At 47.6% G+C, this 21,589-nt stretch carries 21 protein-coding genes; 9 read left to right on the plus strand and 12 right to left on the minus strand.

Annotated features, from left to right (window positions below; genetic code table 11):
* Positions 1-96: 96 nt before the first annotated feature.
* From QUB20_RS20040 to efp, 3 genes are all read right to left on the minus strand, one after another.
* Positions 97-489 (minus strand): ArsR/SmtB family transcription factor, encoded by a 393-nt coding sequence (locus QUB20_RS20040; RefSeq protein ID WP_006631662.1) that lies wholly within the window; start codon positions 487-489, stop codon positions 97-99.
* Positions 490-519: 30 nt separating this feature from the next.
* Positions 520-1,077, minus strand: a complete 558-nt coding sequence (gene accB / locus QUB20_RS20045; RefSeq protein WP_333058572.1) for an acetyl-CoA carboxylase biotin carboxyl carrier protein — start codon at positions 1,075-1,077, stop codon at positions 520-522.
* Positions 1,078-1,276: 199 nt separating this feature from the next.
* On the minus strand, positions 1,277-1,834 hold the full coding sequence (gene efp / locus QUB20_RS20050; protein WP_333058573.1) for an elongation factor P: 558 nt from the start codon (positions 1,832-1,834) through the stop codon (positions 1,277-1,279).
* 563 nt (positions 1,835-2,397) lie between these two features.
* Here efp and QUB20_RS20055 point away from each other — a divergent pair.
* The 3 genes from QUB20_RS20055 (at position 2,398) to thiL (ending at position 5,111) form a co-directional block, all read left to right on the plus strand.
* Positions 2,398-3,522 carry a peptidylprolyl isomerase gene (locus QUB20_RS20055; protein WP_333247449.1) on the plus strand — a complete coding sequence of 375 codons (1,125 nt, stop codon included), beginning with the start codon at positions 2,398-2,400 and terminating at the stop codon, positions 3,520-3,522.
* A gap of 246 nt (positions 3,523-3,768) precedes the next feature.
* Positions 3,769-4,083 (plus strand): hypothetical protein, encoded by a 315-nt coding sequence (locus QUB20_RS20060; RefSeq protein WP_333247451.1) that lies wholly within the window; start codon positions 3,769-3,771, stop codon positions 4,081-4,083.
* A gap of 32 nt (positions 4,084-4,115) precedes the next feature.
* Positions 4,116-5,111: a thiamine-phosphate kinase gene (gene thiL / locus QUB20_RS20065; RefSeq protein ID WP_333247453.1), complete on the plus strand. Its 996-nt coding sequence runs from the start codon at positions 4,116-4,118 to the stop codon at positions 5,109-5,111.
* 49 nt (positions 5,112-5,160) lie between these two features.
* Here thiL and QUB20_RS20070 read toward each other — a convergent pair whose 3' ends face one another.
* The 4 genes from QUB20_RS20070 to QUB20_RS20085 all read right to left on the minus strand — a co-directional run bounded on the left by QUB20_RS20070 (position 5,161) and on the right by QUB20_RS20085 (position 8,536).
* Positions 5,161-5,805: a hypothetical protein gene (locus QUB20_RS20070; RefSeq protein ID WP_333247455.1), complete on the minus strand. Its 645-nt coding sequence runs from the start codon at positions 5,803-5,805 to the stop codon at positions 5,161-5,163.
* Between the two features lie 172 nt (positions 5,806-5,977).
* Positions 5,978-6,778, minus strand: coding sequence for a Uma2 family endonuclease (locus QUB20_RS20075; RefSeq protein WP_333057642.1), 801 nt, complete (start codon positions 6,776-6,778; stop codon positions 5,978-5,980).
* A gap of 96 nt (positions 6,779-6,874) precedes the next feature.
* Positions 6,875-8,047, minus strand: coding sequence for a cysteine desulfurase family protein (locus tag QUB20_RS20080; RefSeq protein ID WP_333247457.1), 1,173 nt, complete (start codon positions 8,045-8,047; stop codon positions 6,875-6,877).
* Positions 8,048-8,134: 87 nt separating this feature from the next.
* Positions 8,135-8,536 (minus strand): DUF7682 family zinc-binding protein, encoded by a 402-nt coding sequence (locus tag QUB20_RS20085; RefSeq protein ID WP_333057640.1) that lies wholly within the window; start codon positions 8,534-8,536, stop codon positions 8,135-8,137.
* Between the two features lie 191 nt (positions 8,537-8,727).
* On the opposite strand from QUB20_RS20085, the gene QUB20_RS20090 reads away from it, so the two are divergent.
* Positions 8,728-10,392, plus strand: a complete 1,665-nt coding sequence (locus tag QUB20_RS20090) for a DUF655 domain-containing protein (RefSeq protein ID WP_333247460.1) — start codon at positions 8,728-8,730, stop codon at positions 10,390-10,392.
* 175 nt (positions 10,393-10,567) lie between these two features.
* Positions 10,568-11,212, plus strand: a complete 645-nt coding sequence (locus QUB20_RS20095) for a hypothetical protein (protein ID WP_333291604.1) — start codon at positions 10,568-10,570, stop codon at positions 11,210-11,212.
* A gap of 254 nt (positions 11,213-11,466) precedes the next feature.
* Here QUB20_RS20095 and cax read toward each other — a convergent pair whose 3' ends face one another.
* Positions 11,467-12,567 (minus strand): calcium/proton exchanger, encoded by a 1,101-nt coding sequence (gene cax, locus QUB20_RS20100; RefSeq protein WP_333057645.1) that lies wholly within the window; start codon positions 12,565-12,567, stop codon positions 11,467-11,469.
* Positions 12,568-12,761: 194 nt separating this feature from the next.
* Between cax and QUB20_RS20105 the strand changes: the two genes are divergently transcribed.
* The gene (locus tag QUB20_RS20105; protein WP_333247465.1) at positions 12,762-13,511 is read left to right on the plus strand and encodes a Uma2 family endonuclease; all 750 of its coding nucleotides are present in this window, start codon (positions 12,762-12,764) and stop codon (positions 13,509-13,511) included.
* 84 nt (positions 13,512-13,595) lie between these two features.
* Here QUB20_RS20105 and QUB20_RS20110 read toward each other — a convergent pair whose 3' ends face one another.
* The 4 genes from QUB20_RS20110 to QUB20_RS20125 all read right to left on the minus strand — a co-directional run bounded on the left by QUB20_RS20110 (position 13,596) and on the right by QUB20_RS20125 (position 17,566).
* Complete coding sequence (locus QUB20_RS20110) at positions 13,596-14,216, minus strand: DUF6391 domain-containing protein (protein ID WP_333057633.1); 621 nt, start codon at positions 14,214-14,216, stop codon at positions 13,596-13,598.
* A 170-nt stretch (positions 14,217-14,386) separates the two neighbouring features.
* Positions 14,387-15,100: an MORN motif-containing protein gene (locus tag QUB20_RS20115; RefSeq protein WP_333057632.1), complete on the minus strand. Its 714-nt coding sequence runs from the start codon at positions 15,098-15,100 to the stop codon at positions 14,387-14,389.
* 105 nt (positions 15,101-15,205) lie between these two features.
* The gene (locus QUB20_RS20120) at positions 15,206-15,946 is read right to left on the minus strand and encodes an MORN motif-containing protein (protein ID WP_333057631.1); all 741 of its coding nucleotides are present in this window, start codon (positions 15,944-15,946) and stop codon (positions 15,206-15,208) included.
* Positions 15,947-16,129: 183 nt separating this feature from the next.
* Positions 16,130-17,566 (minus strand): hypothetical protein, encoded by a 1,437-nt coding sequence (locus QUB20_RS20125; protein WP_333291606.1) that lies wholly within the window; start codon positions 17,564-17,566, stop codon positions 16,130-16,132.
* Between the two features lie 201 nt (positions 17,567-17,767).
* On the opposite strand from QUB20_RS20125, the gene QUB20_RS20130 reads away from it, so the two are divergent.
* The 3 genes from QUB20_RS20130 to secG all read left to right on the plus strand — a co-directional run bounded on the left by QUB20_RS20130 (position 17,768) and on the right by secG (position 21,439).
* Complete coding sequence (locus QUB20_RS20130) at positions 17,768-18,463, plus strand: retropepsin-like aspartic protease (RefSeq protein WP_333246095.1); 696 nt, start codon at positions 17,768-17,770, stop codon at positions 18,461-18,463.
* An 802-nt stretch (positions 18,464-19,265) separates the two neighbouring features.
* A complete protein-coding gene (gpmI, locus tag QUB20_RS20135) occupies positions 19,266-20,864 on the plus strand; it encodes a 2,3-bisphosphoglycerate-independent phosphoglycerate mutase (RefSeq protein WP_333247468.1) in 1,599 nt (532 codons plus the stop codon).
* 335 nt (positions 20,865-21,199) lie between these two features.
* Positions 21,200-21,439, plus strand: coding sequence for a preprotein translocase subunit SecG (gene secG / locus QUB20_RS20140; protein WP_333156560.1), 240 nt, complete (start codon positions 21,200-21,202; stop codon positions 21,437-21,439).
* Positions 21,440-21,589 lie beyond the last annotated feature (150 nt).

Below are 21,589 nucleotides of genomic sequence, written 5' to 3' on the forward strand. Positions count from 1 at the left end.
AAAATCCTCAAGCCCCCGCATTTATCTCGCGCAAGTCAATCTAAAATCTAAAATCTAAAATCTAAAATCGATTGACTGGGGACGGGCCACTAATTTTCAGTGCTTCGTAGTTAGGCTAAATGCCCGAAAGTGTAGGGCTTGCTGTTCGATCCGGCTGGCAAGCCGATCGCACACCATATTACACAGCTCAAAAATTAACTCGTCTTGCACCTTATAATAAGCTGAAGTTCCTTCACTCCGGCGAGTGAGGATACCAGCTTGGAGCATGAGTTTTAGGTGCTTAGAAACATTGGCTTGACTCGTTTGAGTAGCTTCCACCAATTCTTGCACGCATTTTTCGCCGTCGCGAAGCAAGTTCAAAATTCGTAAACGCATTGGCTCGCTCAAAATACTGAAATACTCAGCAACTTGTTGCACAACCTCTTGCGGGACAGGCTGGGATGACTTCATCAAACTCACCGGAGAGAAGTGATCGGGAAATATTAGCATTTATTCTGTCCATAACAATAAAGTAATCCTTCAATCCGGATTAATTCGCATCAAAACTTGACCGTATTCGACAGGTTCGCCATTTTGAACTAAAATTTCCATCACTTGACCGGACACTTCATCAGCATCGATCTCGTTCATCAGCTTCATCGCTTCGATAATACAGACTGTCTGGCCGACCTTGATGCGATCGCCCACATTGACAAAAGGAGGCTCGTCAGGAGCAGCAGCGCGATAAAAGGTTCCTACCATCGGCGAGATAATTGACACCCATTTGGTATCGACAGAAGCAGGTACGGCAGCAGGTACAGCGACAGGGGCGACGGGAACAGGGGCAGGCAGATCCGCTGCTAAATTTTGGTCAACAGCAGGAGGTGACGCTAAGGTGGGACTAGGAACCGCGCCCAAGGCGATCGGAGCGACAGTCGCCACGGCAGCAGGGAGCGCAGCAGAGGTGGCTGGTGAACTTGCCAGAATGCCTTTGCGTACTGTTAGTTCAATATCCCCACTTTTTAAGGTCAGTTCCGAAATGCCAGTTTTGTCTAATACAGTTAGCAGGTCACAAAGCTGGTTTAAGTCTAGTTGCACAGCAGATTCAAGGGTAATTAATAATTGAAAATTGAGAATTGAGAATTGAAAATTCAGAATCCGGCGAAGCTATGAGCATCAACGAATTTGGAGGAAAAAGGGATAGTTTTTAAGCTGTGAGCGATGAGTGTTGAATTTATAATTCTTTAACTCAGAACTCAGAACTAAAAACTAAAAACTCCCTTTTATTCCCTCGTTTCTATTCTCGGCCGAGGTACTTGTCTTCACGAGTATCAATCCGAATCCGTTCTCCAATGGAAATAAAGAGAGGCACCATAACCTGAGCTCCGGTGGAGACGATCGCGGGTTTGCTGCCACCAGTGGCAGTATCTCCCTTGACTCCCGGATCGGTTTGCAGCACTTCCAAGACGACAGAGTTGGGGAGTTCCACTTCCATGATTTGGTCGTTCCAGCGTAGGATGCTGACTTCCATCCCTTCACTGAGGTACTTGACACGATCGCCTATTTGCTTAGCATTGAGGCGACTTTCCTCGTAAGTTTCCATATCCATAAAGACGAACTCGTCGCCCTCTTTATAGGTATGCTGCATCACACTCTTTTCCAGGTTGGCTTGAGGCATAGTCTCGCCCGCCCGGAAGGTTTGTTCTACTACGTTTCCGGTTTGGACGTTTTTTAATTTTGTCCGCACGAAAGCCGAGCCTTTTCCTGGCTTGACGTGGAGGAATTCGATAACCCGCCACACGCCGTTATTCCATTCAATTGAAACACCTGGTCGAAAGTCGTTACTGGAGATCATATAAATTTTTGCGGGCAATCCCGTCGCCTTGAGGCACGGGGGAAGTACAGTGAGTCGATTTTAGATTTGAGATTTTAGATTTGAGATTTACTCCACAGATGAATTTGGGAGATTGAACCTTGGTCTAAAATTTTGATCTCTCCACGACAGGAGTCTGGGATTGTATCCGTTTTTGAGCGGGTCAGGTTAAAGCCGCAGTCTAGCTGACGGCATCAAAAAGCAATTGGCATTTTATTTTACCGTTCAAAGGGAGCAAGTGCTGTACTGAAATGTTAATGGCAGTGGGCAGTGGGCTGTTGTCAGTTGACCGAAAGCATCCAGGATACAAGCCCCCGGATTCATCCGTCCAGAAATAAAAAACCTGTATCCGATCAACAAGCCCCCGAATTTATCTCGCGCAAGTCAATCTAAAATCTAAAATCTAAAATCTAAAATCGATTGACTGTTGGCTGTTGTGTCAACCCCACTTCCCCAGCCGAACGAACAGACACTTTAGATAGGTAGCAGCAAAGGCGGGCGGGCAGCGCTGTGGGAAGATAATAGAGGCAATAAAAGTTAAAGTTATGTTGCATTGGCCTAATTTCTCGATCGATACGTGCAAGCGCTGGGTCAAAACCCTCGCTTTAGCGCTTCTGCTGTTCACTCTCGGACTGAGTTTCAGTGCAGTCTCCCATGCCAAACGCCCCAGCAGCAGTATGCCTGCGGGGAATGCGATTACGGACGGGCGGGCGCTGCTGCGCTTCGCTTTACCTATTGACAATCAGACTGTGCGAGATTTGCAAATTAGTCTCGAAGACATTGGCAACCACATACGATCTAAACGTTGGGGCCCTATTAGCAGCGATGTCAGCAGGGCTTCCAGGATTCTCAACCTTCGGGAATCTGACCTTTTAGAGAGTATTCCCGACGCCAAAAAGCCGGAAGCTGAGGCGCTAGTTGCAGGAGTCAAGGAGAAAGTTGCTCAACTGGAAAAGGCTGTTGAGGCTAAAGACAGGGACAAAGTGATTGACTTGAAAGCCACCATCCTAGGTTCGGTAGGCGAAATCGAAGAGTTGATGGTGACAAAGTTTCCGTTTGAAGTGCCTGCCAAGTATGCTAATCTGCCTCAACTGAAAGGGCGCGCTACTGTGGCTGTACAAACTGAAAAAGGGGAAATTACTGTTGTGGTTGACGGCTACAGCGCCCCGGTTACGGCTGGTAATTTTGTGGATTTGGTCGATCGAGGTTTTTATGACGGTTTGCCGTTTATTCGATCGGAAGAATCCTACGTTTTGCAAACCGGAGACCCCGAAGGCAAGGAAGAGGGTTTTATTGACCCAGCTACTGGCAAATACCGGAATATACCGCTAGAAGTGCTCGTCAGGGAGGAAAAAGAACCTATTTACGGGATTACTCTAGAAGATGCGGGGCGCTATCGCGACGAACCTGTTTTGCCTTTTTCTGCTTTCGGTACTGTGGCTATGGCCCGTACAGAAACTGACCCTGATAGCGCTTCTTCTCAGTTTTTCTTTTTCTTGTTTGAACCTGAACTCACGCCCGCTGGCCTGAATCTGTTGGACGGCCGCTATGCTGTTTTTGGTTACATGATTGAAGGAAAAGAAGTTTTGGAGCAACTGAAGCAGGGAGACAAGATTGTATCTGCTAAGGTAGTTAAAGGAATCGAAAATTTGGTGCGACCTCAAGTTTAATTAATGAGGGCGATTGAAATCGCTTTTACACCAAAGTGACGGCGATTGAAATCGCTTTTACAGAAACAAAGCCCGCCTGCGCGGGCTGAAAAAATCAATAGTGACAGGCATTGAAATCTTTTCTAAATAAAGAAAGGTAACGGCGATTGAAATCACTTTTACAGAGACAAAGCCCGCCGGAATCAGGCTGGAAGAAGAGATAATTTTTATAGTTTCGTTATTAAAATTAGGAATTCCATCGAAAATATGGCTATTTTACAATTTTTATTGGTAATGGGTTTGGGCGGATTCACAGGATTGTTGATTGTAAAAAATGTGAATGAAAACAAGCAAAAGCAGCGGTTGGATGAGGCTTTTTATCAGTTGTTGGAAACTCAAAACAGTCAAATTTCGCTGATTCAACTGGCGGCTAGTGCTAGGGTTGAGGCTGAAGTTGCTCAGCAGTATTTAACTCGGCAAGTTAAGATTTTTTCGGCGATTTTAGAGGTAGATGATGAAGGAGATACTTTTTATAGGTTTCCTAGGTTGCGCTTGCCGCCAAGTTCGGGTAAGGAATGGTGAAGTGAGAAAGTGCGATCGACTAATTCAAAATTATGCAAGTTAAAGATATCGGTGAACAAGGTCTTTTAAGAATATTGCAAAAATTCTGCCCCGCAGAAATAGTGGGTGATGATTGCGCTGTCATGGCTACAAATCCCAACCAATCTCTCGCTATTACTACAGATATGTTGGTGGATGGAGTGCATTTTAGCGATCGCACTACGGGGCCTTATTACGCAGGATGGCGCGCCGCAGCGGCGAATTTGTCGGATCTGGCTGCGATGGGAGCAACGCCTCTGGCGGTGACTGTAGCCCTTGCTGTGGCGGCGGATACGGCTGTGGAGTGGGTTGAAGAGTTTTATCGGGGGATGACGGCTTGCTTACAAGAATATGATACGCCGATCGTCGGTGGCGATGTTGTGCGATCGCCCGTGGTGACTGTGGCGATTACTGCTTTCGGACAAGTTGAGTGCGATCGTACCATTAGTCGGTCAAATGCGCGATCGGGCTGGGCGATTGTCGCTACTGGGGTTCACGGAGCCTCCCGCGCGGGATTAGAATTGCTGTTAAATCCAGAATTCGGGCAAAATCTTACAGAAGTCGATCGAGCTTATTTAATTCTCGCTCACCAGCGCCCTAAACCGAGGCTGGATGTTTTGCCGATTGTTTGGGAAATATTAGGTTCTGCGGGTGAGTTTTCCATCGCCGGAATGGACAGCAGCGACGGTTTAGCTGATGCGATTATTCAAATTTGTCGGGCTAGCGGTGTTGGCGCAAAAGTCGATCGCACAAAACTACAAATTCCCGATATTTTCAGAGAAATTGTATCAACCGAAAAAGCTTTAGATTGGGCATTATACGGCGGAGAAGACTTCGAGTTAGTGCTGTTTTTGCCAATAACCAGCGCTCAGTTATTGGTAGAAAAAATAGGAAATGGAGCCGCGATTGTGGGAAGCGCTACCGATAGCACTGATATCTGGTTGACTGATAGCAGCGGCATTTATCCTGATACTGTATTAAAGATCGATCGAGGATTTCAACACTTCTGAATTATCTCGCTTGTCCGCATAGGCTGACTTGGTTTGTGTAGACGCGGTTTCAACCGCCTGTTTTTTTGCTGTTATTGTAGGCAGTAGCCAGATTATTTTGGGTTTGCGTCCATTTTTCGCTACCGGGTTCCCGATTATTTAAAACTATTTCATAACCCGCAATGGCAATTTGAATATTATTCCCTTTATTCCCACTGGGAAACTCACTAATATGAATACTCAAATTTTCAATAAGACCGATAATTGAGCTAATTGTTTCTGAGTTTTCGCCAGCAATTAACTTTTTCGCCACTTGCTGTAAAGTCTCGGCAAAACTGGCATTAAGGAGATGTTGTCGCCCTTCCAGCATGGGGTAAATTACTGCTATATCCCCGTTGCTATCTTGTTCTGCTTGCAATAATTCTAGGAAAAAATTTGCATAGTCTTGGAAATTTTCACTGGCAGAGTTATTGCTATCTACGTCATCGTTCATATCGATGAGTTGCGCTAGGTAACGGGCTAGATGTCGGAGGAATTTAGCGCCATTTTCCCCTCCTTGTTCTGCCAAGGTTGATGCTACTAACTCACAAGTTTCCAGAAATCCGCGATCGAGTAATTCTGAGTTATCCTGTAATATTTGCGCTTCCTCTCCCTTGGGGGCATTCAGCAGGGTGTGAATTAATTGCAGATAGGCTTGGGCGCGGTTTTCTTCCATTTTGGGGAGTTTTGAATAACACCGGGATTTATTTTATCATGCTTGGTGGGTGGCCAGAAACCGGGTTTTTGCGAGAATATGTGGTTACAGGCGAAGATTCTGGAAAAAACCCGGTTTCTTTGGTTGTGCGTAGAAAGAATGGACTCGGCGGTTTCCACAGCCGAATCATCTATTACAATTGATTTAGATCGATTCCCATTTCTCGCAGTCTTGATTCTAAAGCTTGCGATCGCGATCGTTCTTGTTGCAGCAAAGTTTCTGTCTCACTGGCGCGTCGCTCTGCTTGCTGAGCTTGTTGCTCTGCTTGTTGTCGCAGTTGCTCTGCTTGTTGTCGCAGTTGCTCGGCTTGCTGAGCTTGTTGCTCGGCCTCAATAGCCCGCGCTTGGGCCTGTCGTCGCAATTGAGCGAGTTCCACAAAACTCATAAACGCTTCTCCATCAGGGCCGAACATTTCTAGTCCCGTTTCAGATAATTGAAACCGCACGCCCAGTCTGGGACTGATCCAACCGTCTATTTGTTCGATCGCTTCTAATTGTTCCTCTTGACGTTGCCATCCAGTCAACTCTAATGTTTGTGGGTCGTACAAATAGTATTCTTCCACACCATAACGTTCGTAAAATTTGAACTTTTGAATCATCGGAGCGGGCCGATTTCCCGGCGACCAAATTTCAAACACAACTTGTGGCCCAATATTATCTTCATTCCACTGTTGATAGGAACCACGATATCCTTTTGGTCTACCAAAAACTACCATCACATCTGGTGCTTGGCAAAGTTTATTATTTCCTTCAACGGGATACCAAAGTAAGTCACCGGCGACAAAAACATTCGGGTCATTCGCAAACAATAGTTCAGAATTTTCTTTAATCCAAACGATTAATCGAAACTGCTCGGTATTATCTGACATTGGTTCGCCGTTATCGTCGGGGTAGATGATATTTTGTTTGTCGGGAGATTGCAGTTTTGTAACCATTGCTTTTTCCCCAAAATAGATGGTGATTTTATTTTAGTGTAAATGATATCAAGCGGCTTTTTTGTGGGAAACGTGTTTTCAAGATCGGAATCCTTCCTAACGCCTAGATAATGCTACCTTGGGCATTAATCTATCCAAAATTTGCTCGATCGCACTTGCAGTCCAATCAATATCAGCTTCTGTGGTTTCCCGTCCCAGACTCAAGCGAATGCCGCCAACGGCCTTAGTTTTGTTATATCCCATTGCCAATAATATCGGACTCGGAGTCAGTTTGCCGCTGTTACAAGCAGAACCGGAACTAATGCCAATTCCTGCTAAGTTTAGCTGTCGCACTAAAGTTTTACCCGTCACTACTCCTGTGTCGCCGTCGGGAGAAACAATGCAAAAACTGACGTGGTGTGGCAGCCGACAATATCGATCGCCCGTTGCGACTAAACTGGGTACATGAGATAATCGGTCAAAAAGTCGATCGCGCAATCCAATTAACCTCGGCGTTTCCACATCTATTTCCTGCAATGCTAACTCCGCCGCCACCCCAAAACCGACGATTGCCGGCAGCGCTTGTGTCCCCGAACGCATTTTCAATTCTTGGCCACCACCGCCTAACATTGGCACTAATTCTACTCCTGGACGCACGTAAAGCGCCCCCGCACCTTGTGGCCCGTAAAGTTTATGACTGGAAAGGGAAAGCAAGTCTACGGGAAGTTTCTGCACGTCAACTTGCAGCTTGCCGGCTACTTGAACTGCATCGGTATGAAACATGATATTGCGATCGCGCGCAATTTGTCCTAATGCCTCAATTGGTTGCAGCGTGCCAACTTCGCTTTGTCCGTAAATGATGGAAATTAACACTGTATTCGATCGCAGCGACTCTTGCAAATCCAAAGGGTGAATTCGCCCCAATTTATCAACTGGTAGGCGCGTTACCTCCCATCCCAACTGTTCGAGTTGTCGCGCCGGTTCTGCTACTGCGGAGTGCTCTACGCTGGAGATAATAATATGCTGCGGCTTTGTATAAAGACGGGCAATTCCCATAATTGCCAAATTGTCCGCTTCAGTGCCGCCGGAAGTAAAAATCATCGATTCCGGTAGCGCGTTAATCAAGCTAGCAACCTGCATTCTTGCTAATTCTAAAGCTGTCGCCGCCCTTTGTCCCCACTCGTGCAAGCTGGAAGGATTTCCCCACTGCTGAGTAAGGGCTGTTTGCATGGCTTGAATCGCTTCTGGGCGGGCGGGTGTTGTGGCGCTATAGTCGAGGTAAATTTGCATGATAAATAACTAATTAATGACTGTTGACTGTTGACTGTTGACTGTTGTGAGTGGCTACCAATAGCCAATAAAACCAATAACTGATGACTAACTTCCTGGTTTGCAGACGTTGTAGTCTTCATGGGACAAAACTTTTTGGGGAGTTAAGAAAGTGCCGCAATCTTCACAAAGCATTCTGTAGTTGCGAGTTACAGGAATACTGATTATCAAACGGTTGTGACGCAGGCGTTTGCCGCCGAAATCTCTGTAATTCTTATTTTCGCCCAAAGCTGCTATAATTGTTCGGGCTTTAGTGACTACGTGGTCGGGCAGACCTCTGAGATCGATGATATCTCTAGCAAATGATGCTTCCCTCTCTTGTTTTTTGGTTTGTTTTTGTGTCAGGACTTCAACGTAATGCTGCTGCGCCACCAACTCTTGCGTGCAGCGATGGCACGCTTTACCATATCCTTTGTGACCGCACGGAAAAATTCTTTTTCTTTTAGCCATAAAGCAGCGGTATAGGGTTTGACCCACGCCCCTGAATGCTGCTACCTTACCAGTGATGCTTCCGGCATCGAGGCAGTTCTACAAGACGCAAAATCTGTTCCCTTGCATAAATTTAATAGGTTGTAACTTTACTTGATCCAATAGCTTTGAACTGTGAGAAGGCTAATAACCTCTATATTTATTAAAATTTTGTGGCTGTATTGTATTATCATTTACTCGGTTTCTGTTGTGCTGGGCTGGTGGCGATCAATCTGGCGGGCTGCGGACAAACAAAGCAAGACGTGCAGAATTTACCTCTCAGTCTGGCTCCATTGCCTCAAGACCCCTTGTTGCAAGTATACTTCAATCAGTCGATCGCTTCGAGTTATACAGAGCCTTACCGCCAGCAAACTAGACCTGGAGATGATTTAGAAAACTTGATTGCTGTGGCGATCGCCAGTGCTGGATCGACGGTAGATGTTGCGGTTCAGGAGTTTCGCTTGCCCGGTATTGCGAGGGTTTTGGCCGAACGAGGGCGATCGGGAATTAAAGTGAGATTAATTGTCGAACATATCTATAGTCGCCCTTGGAGCGATTTTACAGCCCAGGAGTTGGCGAAATTACCGGAAAGAGAGCGCGATCGTTATAACGAATTTGTGCAACTTGCCGATCGCAATAAAGACGGTAAATTAAGCGCCGATGAAATCAAGCAAAATGATGCTTTGGTAATTGTCAAAGATGCGGGTATTCCTGTAATTGACGATACTGCTGACGGCAGTAAAGGCAGCGGTTTGATGCACCACAAATTTGTGGTAATTGACGGCAAAACCGTAATCGTCACTTCTGCTAATTTTACCACAAGCGATATACATGGCGATTTCAAGACACCAGAAAGTCGCGGCAATGCGAACAATTTGCTGAAAATTGAAAATGCTCAAATAGCGCAACTATTTACTCAAGAATTTAACATCATGTGGGGCGACGGGCCCGGAGGCAAACCGGACAGCAAGTTTGGCATCAAAAAGCCGTTGCGTCAAGTGCAAAAAGTAAGAGTAGGGAATGCGACAGTGGCGGTGCAATTTTCGCCGATTTCCCAGACTTTGCCTTGGGAAAACAGTGTCAACGGTTTGATAAATCGAACTTTGGGTAGTGCGAAAAAGTCGGTTGATTTGGCATTGTTTGTATTTTCGGCTCAGCGGTTGTCAAATACTTTGGAAATTCAAGCTAGCCGGGGAGTTGCGGTGCGAGCTTTAATTGACTCTAATTTTATTTATCGCTCTTACAGTGAAGGGTTGGATATGATGGGTGCGACTTTGATGCAAGATTGCAAGTTAGAAACTGACAATCGCCCTTGGAGAAAGCCGCTGACTACGGTGGGAGTGCCGCTGTTACCAATGGGCGATCGCCTGCACCACAAATTCGGCGTTGTGGACGGCAAAACGGTGCTTACAGGTTCTCACAACTGGAGTGAGGCGGCAAATCACGGGAATGACGAGGCGCTGCTGGCGATCGATAATCCGACAGTTGCGGCCCATTTTGAGCGGGAGTTCGATCGGCTTTACAAAGGTGCAACCTTGGGAATTCCCGCCCGAATCAAACAGAGAATTGATGCTAAGAAAAAAGAGTGCGATTCACTACAAGCAGCATCAAAATCGGCGAGTGCTAAACCTCAAATTACTGCGGGTAAAAAGTTAGTTAATTTGAATACAGCGAGTCAGGAAGAATTAGAAACTTTGCCTGGGGTTGGCCCGAAGTTAGCCGAGAGAATTATTGCAGCGCGACAACAGCAACCTTTTACCTCTTTGGACGACGTGGCACGGGTTCAGGGCATTGGGGACAAGATTTTAGAGAGATGGCGCGATCGAGTAACTTGGTAGTTACGTTCGTAATTCTGTAGGTTGGGTTGAGGAACGAAACCCAACACTCATTAATTGGATGTTGGGTTTCGTTCCTCAACCCAACCTACACTATCTACTTTGACAACACCTCAGCTCTCAAGTTAAAATAACTTCTAAACAAAATGCTATCTATTCACCTGAGAGGTAGAGAGAGATGGAACACGCCAGATTTGTTATGGGGAGGCCACAAATCAAATTTTTAGCTATTTTTATGGGGGCAATTTTTTTGACGCTAGCAGCTTTCACAGTCAGCGCCCAGCAGAGTAGCGAAGCACAATTTAGGGTCAAAAACGAAAACGCTTTTAATATTAATTTAATTCAATTTAAGCGCACTGAATATGTAGGCCCCTGTGCCGGTACTGTCTTCTCCCCTGATTCGCAAAGCGCTCGATTTGTCTCCAGCAAAACTCCTCCCGGCCCTAACAGAAGGGTAATGATTAAAAATGTGACTGATGGCATGGAAACTAACCCCTATCCCTACACAAACCGAGGTTACAACAAAGGTGAGTTTTCCGAGGATTTTGGATTTAAGTTGGGTAACAGTCACAAAACAAGAACTTTTTCGGTTTTAGAGGGAGAAAATAAGTTTCTCTATGAAATCAAAGAAAATGACCAAGTTATAGAACAGGGTTCGCTGACGGCTGAAGTTTCTATACAAAACTTAGGTACTTTTCCCCGTCAGCAAATTTGTCAAGATCGGGTAGAATGTCGGGAGACTTCTGATTGTCGCGATCGTAAAGGCAGAAAAAGAAGTTGCAGACAAGAGTGTTTTCCTGTTCAACAATGTCGCTGTCCCTAACTACTTTCTGTCCAAAAATTATTTTATTTAATTAAGGCCAGAAGACAAAGAGGAATAACAAACCAGAAACAAGATAAGTTATTACTCGTTACCAGGCTGTGCCTGGTAACGCAGATCCGGAGGCTCTGCCTCCAATTTTCATGGAAGCAAACGAGGCAGAGCCTCGCTTACATCGGTTCCCAGGCACAGCCTAGGAACCAGTTAAGAAAATTGAGTGTTTGTGGAACAGGCCGGAGTGCCTGTTCAACGAGAGATCAAGTAATGGGGTGAAAGTAAAATGCTGCTCCTAACACGATATATGTTGCTAAAAGCAGCACTCCTTCGAGCCAATTAGAGCGCCCGTCGAGACTAATTAGATTAGCAATTGTTACTGCAATGGCAACTGCAACTACTTCAAACGGATTAAAGTTTAAATCCATCGGCTGATGAATTATTAATCCGATAATTACTAACACCGGCGCTACCAGCAAAGCAACTAGCAAACTCGAACCCATCGCGACAGAAACTGACAAATCCATATTGTTTTTCATCGCCACTCCCACCGCAGTTACATATTCGGCTGCGCCGCCAACAATCGGCAACAGAATTACCCCTGTAAATAGCGGCGTTAATCCCAATCCTTTGGTAGTTTCTTCGACAACACCGACGAAAATTTCTGATTCAAAAGCAACAGCAACAGTTGAGGCAACTAGCACTCCTATCCACAGCCACAAATTCGGTTTGTGCGTAGTAGATTCTTCTTTGGTATTTTGAGGATTTTCTGACTCTAGTTCTACTAAGCCAACATCGTAAAGATAGCTGTGCGTTTTTAATGAAAATAACAGAGTTAGAGCGTAAACTGCAATTAGGACGATCGCAGTTATTAAGGAAAGATTCTGAATGGCTGCGGGTTCGACTCCATTGGATGTGTAAATTACCATTGTCGGCAGCAGGATGGCAATCACTGCTAGAGTCATTGTGGAACCGTTCACCCGCGCGATTATTGGCTTAAATTCCTGTTCTTTGTAGCGAATTCCTCCTAACAGCATGGAAAATCCCATGACTAAGAGCAAGTTGCTGATAATTGTACCGGTTATGCTGGCTTTCACAATGTCAATTAAGCCGGCTTTCAGGGCAACTATTGCAATAATTAATTCCGTAGCATTGCCGAAGACTGCATTTAATAAGCCGCCTATGGAGGGGCCTGTAACGATCGCCACTTCTTCTGTTGCTGTACTCAACCAAATCGCCAGAGGTATAATGCCTAAAGCGGATGTGATGAAAACTGCAAGGGAACCCCAGTGCAAATACTCAGCGGCGATGGAAATGGGGATGAAAATTAACAGCGCTATGGAAAGAATCTTTTTGATTGACATAGGAACTCGGATGGTGTAAGGAAGGGTGATGTCGAGTTGTCGGGGCGATCGCAAAGTTGATTTTACACTATTCAACTATTCTCTGACAATTCTGCTGGCGAGTGCGATCGATAATTGGAAATATTTAACCGCAAATGCACCCAGAGCGAGGCAGATTGAATATAATAGAATGATATCGACATCGGTGAAAAGATATGTCTCAATCTGTAGTGCCAGTTGTTGAATCAAAGCAAATTGATACTTCACCCACCTTGACCTTTGAAGAATACCGATTTTATCAAACTGATTCCGATCTACAATATGAACTGTACAAAGGCAAATTAATTCCGATGCCAACCGCCACAGTTTTACATATCAAAATTTGCGAGTATTTAGTTTACAAATTGCAGCGTTACCTAGCGGAACACAATCTTGACTTAGTAGCAAAAACAGGTTTAGGAGTGAGAACAGAAGAAGATACATCTCGGATTCCTGATGTAGTTGTTTGCACTCAAAGTCTTTTGGAACAAGCTGGTTCTAGACCAGGTGCTGGTATCCTCGATTTTGAGGAAAAGCCGCTGTTAGTGATAGAGGTAGTGAGTCAAAATCGGCGCGCCGATTATGTGATTAAACGAGCTGAGTACGAACTAGGTAACGTGCCCGAATATGTAATTGTTGACCCTACACCTAACAAAGAACTGGTGCGAGTTTTAGCCTTTCCTGAAGGTGAAGACATCTATACACAAACAGATTTTGTGCCGGGGCAACAAATGGTGTCTGTAGTCTTTCCAAATCTGACATTATCAGTGAATGAAATACTGTCTCCGCCATTAGTTGAAGGGTTGATTAAAGCAGAACAAGCTCGGTTCCAGGAACTTGAGCAGCAAGCTGATGAGCAGCGCCAACGGGCGGAAAGATTGGCGGCGAGGTTGCGAGAATTAGGAGTAGATCCCGATCGCATTTAGGAGCTTTCTGTCAGAACCCCGAATTCTTAAAAAAGTCGGGGCTCTGGGTATTCTGTTGGTTGAGGTGGGCTTGATACTGTGCAACTATTCAACCCAACGCACCCGCACAAAATGAGCTTCGCGTCCCCAGAAGTCGTGACTTACAGTAATATCAACCACACTCAAATTAAACGGAATAGCAGTTGTCACGTACCGCTGAGCCAGAGCTCCCACATCAGGAGCTAACTGAGCCGCAGCCGCCGCCGCAGCACCCAAACCGAACAGTTGCAGAATGGGCCCGCGAGGCAGGGCTAAATTGATGCCAACAGCAAGTCCTGCAGTCAGCAGCATTGCCACCGACAAATTCGTGCCACAGCGGGGATGTACAGCTAAATCCCACTCTCCGCTGGCAATCCGGTGCAAAGCCTCGCGCACTGCCTGACGCAACTGTGCAATGTTAACGTGCCCATAAAGAAAAAACCCTTGGTCTGTGGACATTCCGCCCAATAACTCATTATCGGCTCTTGCTGTGGTCGCACCAAACGATTGGCTTAGTACCCAAACAGTAGCGTGTTCCAAAGCATGAACTTGGCGCAAAGTCAAGACTTCCTTCAAACCGGGCACAAAATTGAGTTGTCGCAACAAATCAGCATCTTGAGTCCGCTGCGGGGCAAAGTCGAAGGGAAATTGGCCGGTGCGGCCGGAAGCAGAAGCAGTAGTTGTCATATCAAAACGCCTCCATTAACTCGATTAAGTGGATATTTAAAATTAGCAATTCGGTTGAGAAAAAGCCGGTCATACATTATCAATAGTTGTGGCTTTAAAACCTAGCAATGGCAGGTTTTGTGCAAAAAACATTAGCCATCAACCTGCCCTTACTAACAAATATTCCCAGTTTATTGCTCTAGCCGCTGCCCGTCGCGAAATACTCCCGGAATTCGCCGGCCTCTGGTATCGATAATTGTGCCTTTGCCGTGAGGCAATCCCTTGCGTAACTCTCCCTCATAGCGGATACCGTTGGAGAACGAACAGTTACCCCTGCCATCAAGTTCTTGAGTATAGAACTGTCCCGAACACCGACTGCCGTCAGCGCGGGTGAACGCTCCCGTACCTAAAGGCTTGCCCCCTAAAAATTGACCCACAAAGCGATCGCCATTGGCAAAAATGAATTGCCCTTGTCCCGTAGGCACGCCTACTTTTTGATCGAGAGAAAACGACCCCACATAGCGATCGCCATTAGTAAAAATAGCTGTGCCGGAACTAACTTTGCCATCTCGGAATATACCCTCGACGCGGGCGTCGTCCTTAAATATAAATTGTCCTCGGCCATTTGGTTTGCCCAGACGGAACTGCCCCTCATAGCGATCGCCGTTGGAATATATGTATACCCCAGTGCCGCTGGGCAAACCGTTAACGAACTGTCCGATGTAGCTATCACCGCTGTCATAATCGCACCTAACTCTACCTGTAGCGATAGCTGGCACGCAGCGGCCGGTTCTAGCTTCTGTTCCTTGCGCCATTGAGGGCAAGGGATAAGTAGCGTAACTACCAATTCCCAACACTGATGCAACTAATAAAGCGATTCCACTGGTCCAAGAACGGGAAATCATCAATCAACTTGCTCCTATGCGCTGTTAGATATTATCTTCTTCTGTCCTTTGTCTTTTGTCCCATTTGTTGTCAAAACTTGACTGAAAAGCTCAATCATTTATCCTTTACGAAACTCCGGGCTTGCCGTTGCGAAATACCCCCGGAAAGCGCCTACCTCTAGCATCTATCATCGTTCCCACACCGTGAGGCACTCCCTTTCGCAATTCTCCTTCATAGCGCGTACCGTTGGGGAAAGTGCAGGTGACACTAGCGTCTAGTTCTTGATTAAAAAATCTGCCGGAACAGCGAGTGCCGTCTACCCGCACCAATACCCCAGGGCCAAAGGGTGAGCCTGCAAAGAATTGTCCTTCATAGCGATCGCCATTGGTATAAAAAAATTGACCCCGCCCTGATGGTTGGCTGCTAATGGCATCAGTCTGAACGTTCCTGACGACTGCGAAGTCTCCGACGTAGCGCTCGCCGTTGGGGAAAACGACCGTCCCAGATCTCATTGTGCCGTCTTGGAACACGCCTGTGTAGCGGGCATCATCTTTAAAAATGAATGTCCCTCTACCGTTTGGCACTCCATTCCGAAAATTTCCTTCGTAGCGATCGCCATTAGCGTACACGTAGACTCCAGTGCCGTCGGGCAGGCCGTTGACGAAGTTTCCCTCGTAGTTATCGCCTCCCTCGTAATTGCATTTTACTCTTCCCGTAGGAGGGTTTCCCTGGCAGAAGGGAGAGCGTTTTCCTTCTTCTGGTGCTGGTTGAGCTATTGATGGCTGGGGATTCAAGAGATTAGTGGCGCTGCCGATACAAGAAGCAACTAATATCACCATCCCTAATTTTTGAATTGAACTGAGCATGATCGATCTCCTTTAACTTCAATTACTAATAGGGATTTTCTAGAAGCTAATACTTGCTGAAAAGTCCTCTATTTTTTAATCCCTTTACTAATTTTACCTTCAGGTTCGATATCTGCCCTAAATGCAAAAAGGCAAAAACTCTAATTTTTGCCTTTAGCATTTTTCCTGCTTTACTGTCAATTTTCAGCGTCGCGCTGAGCTATTCGGATTTGGGAGACGGCTAATAACTGCATTGGCTGGTTGTGGTTGGCGACTGGCGGGTTTTTCGCCAACACCTTTGGCTACCTCAACGCCGTTTTCCTCCAGAATCACGATCGGATCGGCTCCTTGCTTGAGATCGACCCGCTTCACCAGAACTTGCCCGTTAGACAACCGCTGCCCGACTTTGACATATCGGCTAGTTGGTTCATTCGGTACTTTGACAATCACTTGCGTCTCGTTCCCGACTTTTACCACCCCACTGACTTCAGTGCCTGTAGCGATGTCAGTAGAAGGCGGTGGCGGAATTACTGGGATGACGGGAGGAGGTGGGGGATTTGGGTCTACCCACTGGGGCGGGCGCTTGTCTACTGGCAGTTCCGGCAGATCCGGCACTCCTATGGGTCTCGCTGCTATTGGTTGGGGCGGGCGTGGGGGTGCTGGAGGGCGAGGCTGCGGATTCCGCGCATCTTGCGGTCTACCTCCTGTTGGCCCAGTTCCAGGACGACCGGTACCAGGACCTCTTGCTACCCTGGCATTGGGGTCTCTCCATTGGGGGGGGCGCTTGTCTACTGGCAGTTCCGGCAGATCCGGCACTCCTATGGGTCTGGCTGCTATTGGTTCGAGTCCAGGCGGGGATGTACGAGTACGACCTAACTGAGGAGCATTTAGCCCCGGAACTATGGGAGGCGAGCCAATTTGTCCCCCGGTGCCTCCGGGTAAGGAACCATTTCTGCCACCGCCACCTAAGCGAGGAGGAGTTCCCCCTGGAACTATGGGAGGCGAGCCAATTTGCCCCCCATCACCTCCGGGAAGTAAAGAGCCTCGCGTTCTACCTGGTACTTGCTGAGTGCCGGCTCGATCGCCCCTGGGTGGGCTGGTGAGAGCAACCGTCTGATTAGGCCTGTTAATTGGGGGCGGAGCCAATAACTCGGGAAGTTCGGGTAGCACGGCCACTTGTCGCTGTGGCAGTTTGGGGAGTTCTGATGTTGTCCCACCCGCTCCGTTGGCTCCTGGAGGGATTTGTAATACGATCGGCGGGAGCGGCCCAAAGGGATCTAACTGAGAAGGATTAGCTGTCACAGGGCCTTGGGGCACCGGCTGAAGCGGAAGCGTGGGATTCCTGTCATTGTTGTCGCCGATATTTGTTTGAGCCTGTCTTGCTCGTTCGTCTGGGTTGGTCGATCGAATTAACCCAGGAGGCTGGGCGGCTACTATTGGGGACGGGAAAGCTTGAGCTGCTGGGGTAGGGCTGGCAGTGGCTGCCGGAGATGGAGAGGCTGCAATGGGGCTGGGGCTGGGGCTGGCTGTGTTGCTGCCCTCGTCGCCACCGCATCCTCCGATCGAGAACGCTAGTAGTCCTATAGTTGCAAAATATAAAAGTTTGTGCATTGCCGATCGCCACCAAATCCTTAATTTCAAGATTTCCAACAAGGCTCTGCAATTACAGCCTGTTGCCGTTTATAAGTTTATCTGTGTTTCGATGTTATGCGATCGCTTGAAAATTGCCAAGTTTTCCTGATGATTCTGATCTGGGGATCGGGCGATCGGTTTTTGGGAGCGGGTTAGGATATCAGTGGCGGTCGTTGTTCGACATATTGAATTAATTAAGGTATTTAGATAATGGCAAAAGTGATTCTCAAGCGAATTTGGCGATCGGGCTTGGTTTGTGCGAGCGTTTTGGTTGGTCTGGGATCGGTGGGGGGTGGCGAGGTGCATTCTGATTCACATCAGCCAGAAACTCAGGTGATGACATTGGTGCCCGATGTGAGTTCCCAGCAGCACGCGCGGCGCAGCTATCCCGTTCCCCGCAGGGGTTCCCGAAGGGTAGGGAATCGGACTATCACGGAATCGGGATTCACAACTGGCAAATTGTACTCTCAGTTTTGGAACCCGTCAAATCCTGGTGCCAAACCCCCAGCAAATCAACCGGCTAAGCCACGGGGGAATCCACAGGTATTTCAAGCTAAAATCAAGCGTCGCGCTGGCGGGACGCCGGTGATTGATGTGGTATTTAACGGCAACAAGACTTTTGAGATGATTCTCGATACCGGGGCGAGCGGCACTTTGATTTCTCAGCGGATGGCTACTGCACTGGGAGTGAGGCCGGTGCGTACCATCAGAGCGGGGATCGCTGACGGTAGCGTTGTCGAGTTCCCGATCGGTCTGGTGCGATCGATTCGGGTTGGCGGTGCTGTGATCCAAAATGTCGAAGTGGCGATCGCGAAACAAATGCCAATAGGTCTGCTCGGTCACGATTTCTTTGGCAATTACGATGTCAAAATTAAAAAAGATGTTGTAGAATTTTATGTCCGCTGAAAGTGAGCTGAGTCGGAAACCGATTTTTGCTCAACTCGTGTCCTTTACAGTTATTCGCAACCCGGTCAAGGCTTTTAAATTTATTGGTTGAGGCGGTAGCAAAATGCAACCAAGTGTGGTATGGTTCTTAGTGTTTAAAGAGCCACCGACGGTTAAACTATCCGTCAGTAACTCAGGGCTAAAGCCACTGAGCTTGTAAGAGAAATCGAGCAAGCTGTACTGACCAGCTATCGCCTTAACTGGCTACGTTTTTTGAGTCATGACACCCTGGGATGCGAAGCTAGTCCCCTGCTCTGTCGCTGAAGGTTAAACAGTTCTAAAGTCACTGGAACAGTGCTTTCAGCCTAACAAGCTCTTAAAACATTGGCGAAGCTAACTTTACCCAGTAATGGGAGATTGAGGCAACCATACCTCACTGGAGAGGTTGATTAAATTCCCTCTTCAACCCCGAAAGGGGATTCAAGGCGATTGAAATCGCCGCGACGTTTTCCTCTCAGGGCTAAAGCCGCTGAGCTTCCCACTTACCGAGTTTTTTTGTGAAATCCGGCCAAAAAAGCACGGCTGCTGTTGGTGAGATCGGTAACAGTCTGCGACAACGATTCACAGTACAAGCCAAGGCAATCAATTAAACAATTCGCCAAGCAGGTCGAAGTTAGTTCCCAAAATGCTGTGGTTGAGGGAATTTTGGTTGGCATTGTTCAGCCGGAGCCGAGAAAATATGTAAACTGATTAGCGGCAGAGGTTCCGCCAAATCGGAAATCATGACGATCGAGAAATTAACTATTGTAAATAAGGTATTCGCATGGCACAAGCGTCTGTATCTCCTGTAGTGCTGATTATTCTAGACGGCTGGGGTTATCGTGAAGAAAAAGACGGAAATGCGATCGCCGCTGCGAAAACACCCGTGATGGACAGTCTCTGGGCCGCTTATCCCAGAACTCTGATTAAAACATCGGGCCGGGCGGTAGGGCTGCCAGACGGGCAAATGGGTAACTCAGAGGTTGGTCACTTGAATCTGGGCGCGGGCCGCGTCGTTCCTCAAGAGTTGGTGCGGATTTCGGATGCAGTGGAAGATGGTTCTTTGCTGGACAACCGCGCGCTGGTTGGGCTTTGCGAGAAAGTCCGCGCCACGGGCGGCAAGTTGCACCTAACTGGTCTTTGTTCTGAAGGTGGGGTTCATTCCCATCTCAGTCATATTAAGGGTTTGCTGCAATTAGCAAAGGCACAGGGAATTTCTGATGTTTGCATTCACGCGATTACAGACGGCCGTGATACTACTCCGAAAGAGGGTGTCGAAGCTCTAGGCAAGATTGAAAGTTATATCGCAGAGGTCGGGGTCGGTCGGATTGCGACCATTAGTGGTCGCTACTACGCGATGGACAGGGACAAGCGCTGGGATCGGGTGCAGCGCGCTTACGAGGTGATGACGACTGAGGGTGCTCCTGACGGTCGATCGGCTGTGGATGTGTTGCAGGCCTCTTATGCTGAAGGAGTGACCGACGAGTTTGCTGTTCCGACTCGAATTGCGCGGGGGGCCGTGGCATCCGGGGATGGGCTAATTTTCTTCAATTTTCGCCCGGACAGGGCTAGAGAATTGACTCAGGCTTTTGTATCTCCCGATTTTAAGGGGTTTGAACGGCAGTTAATTGAGCCGCTGGCGTTTGCGACTTTTACTCAGTACGACCCGAAACTTTCGGTAATGGTGGCTTTTGAACCGCAGAATTTGAACAATATTCTGGGCGAGGTGATTTCTAAGCACGGTTTGCAGCAGTTGCGGACGGCGGAAACTGAAAAGTACGCTCATGTGACTTATTTTTTTAATGGGGGTCTGGAAGAGCCTTTTATCGGGGAACACCGGGAATTGGTGCAGAGCCCGATGGTGGGGACTTACGATGAGGCGCCCCAGATGTCGGCGGAGTTGGTGACGGATGGGGTGGTGACGGCTTTGGAAAAAGGCATCTATTCGTTTATGGTGATTAATTACGCTAACCCGGATATGGTTGGTCATACGGGGATGATGGATGCGACGATAATTGCGATCGAAACTGTGGATAAATGTTTGGGGCGGCTGTTGAGCGCTATTAGTAAAGCTGGCGGAACGGCAATTATTATTGCTGACCACGGCAATGCTGAGCAGATGTTTGACGAGGACGGGAATCCCTGGACGGCTCACACTACTAATCCGGTGCCGTTTATTATGGTAGAGGGCGAAGGCCGGAAGATTCCGGGTCACGGAACGGATGTTCCTCTGAGGACGGATGGTTGTTTGGCGGATATTGCCCCGACGATTCTGGAGCTGTTGAGGTTGCCTCAGCCCCCGGAGATGACGGGACGTTCTATGATTCGATCGGCTGAGTTTGAAGTTCGTGCCAATCGCACTCCGGTGCGAGTCCGATTGTAGAAAGTCTGGGTCAAATCTCGCTACAGGTAGGGACGGCACTGCCCATAGGTGTCAACTTAACGTCAAACGTAATACCGGTCTGCTGTTTGACGATTAGGCCTCGATCCCCCCTAGCCCCCCTTAAGAAGGGGGGGACCGGAAATGGATCAAAGTCCCCCTTCTTAAGGGGGATTTAGGGGGATCTAGACTCAGGTAAAAGCGATACTTATCAAGGGTTTTAGGCTTAAGCTGACACGCCTTGGGCTCTGGGAGTGTCTCTGCATAAATTGCGGGCGATCGACCAAATTTGATATCATAATAAATTACCGATTACTAATTACCAATTCCCCCCGATTATGAATATTGTTGCTGTGTTACAAGTTATCTGGTCTTTGTCTGCTTTAGGACTTGTGATTTTTGTGTTGCTGCACAGTCCTAAAGGCGATGGTATTGGAGGGATTGGCGGACAAGCTCAATTGTTTACCAGCGCCAAGAGTGCAGAAACAAGTCTGAACCGGATTACTTGGGGTCTGTCTATTGTTTTTATGGGTTTGACTGTGATTTTGAGTGCTGGTTGGTTGACGCCTAAGTTATAAGATTTCGATTTTTAAGGGCAGATAGCTCACGGGCGGGACGCCCGTGCCACATTAGTTCACGGGCGAGACGCCGGTGCCACATTAGTTCACGGGCGAGACGCCGGTGCCACATTAGTTCACGGGCGAGACGCCGGTGCCACATTAGTTCAC

It is taken from the genome of Microcoleus sp. B4-C2, from assembly GCF_036705265.1.
Taxonomy (GTDB): Bacteria; Cyanobacteriota; Cyanobacteriia; order Cyanobacteriales; family Microcoleaceae; genus Microcoleus.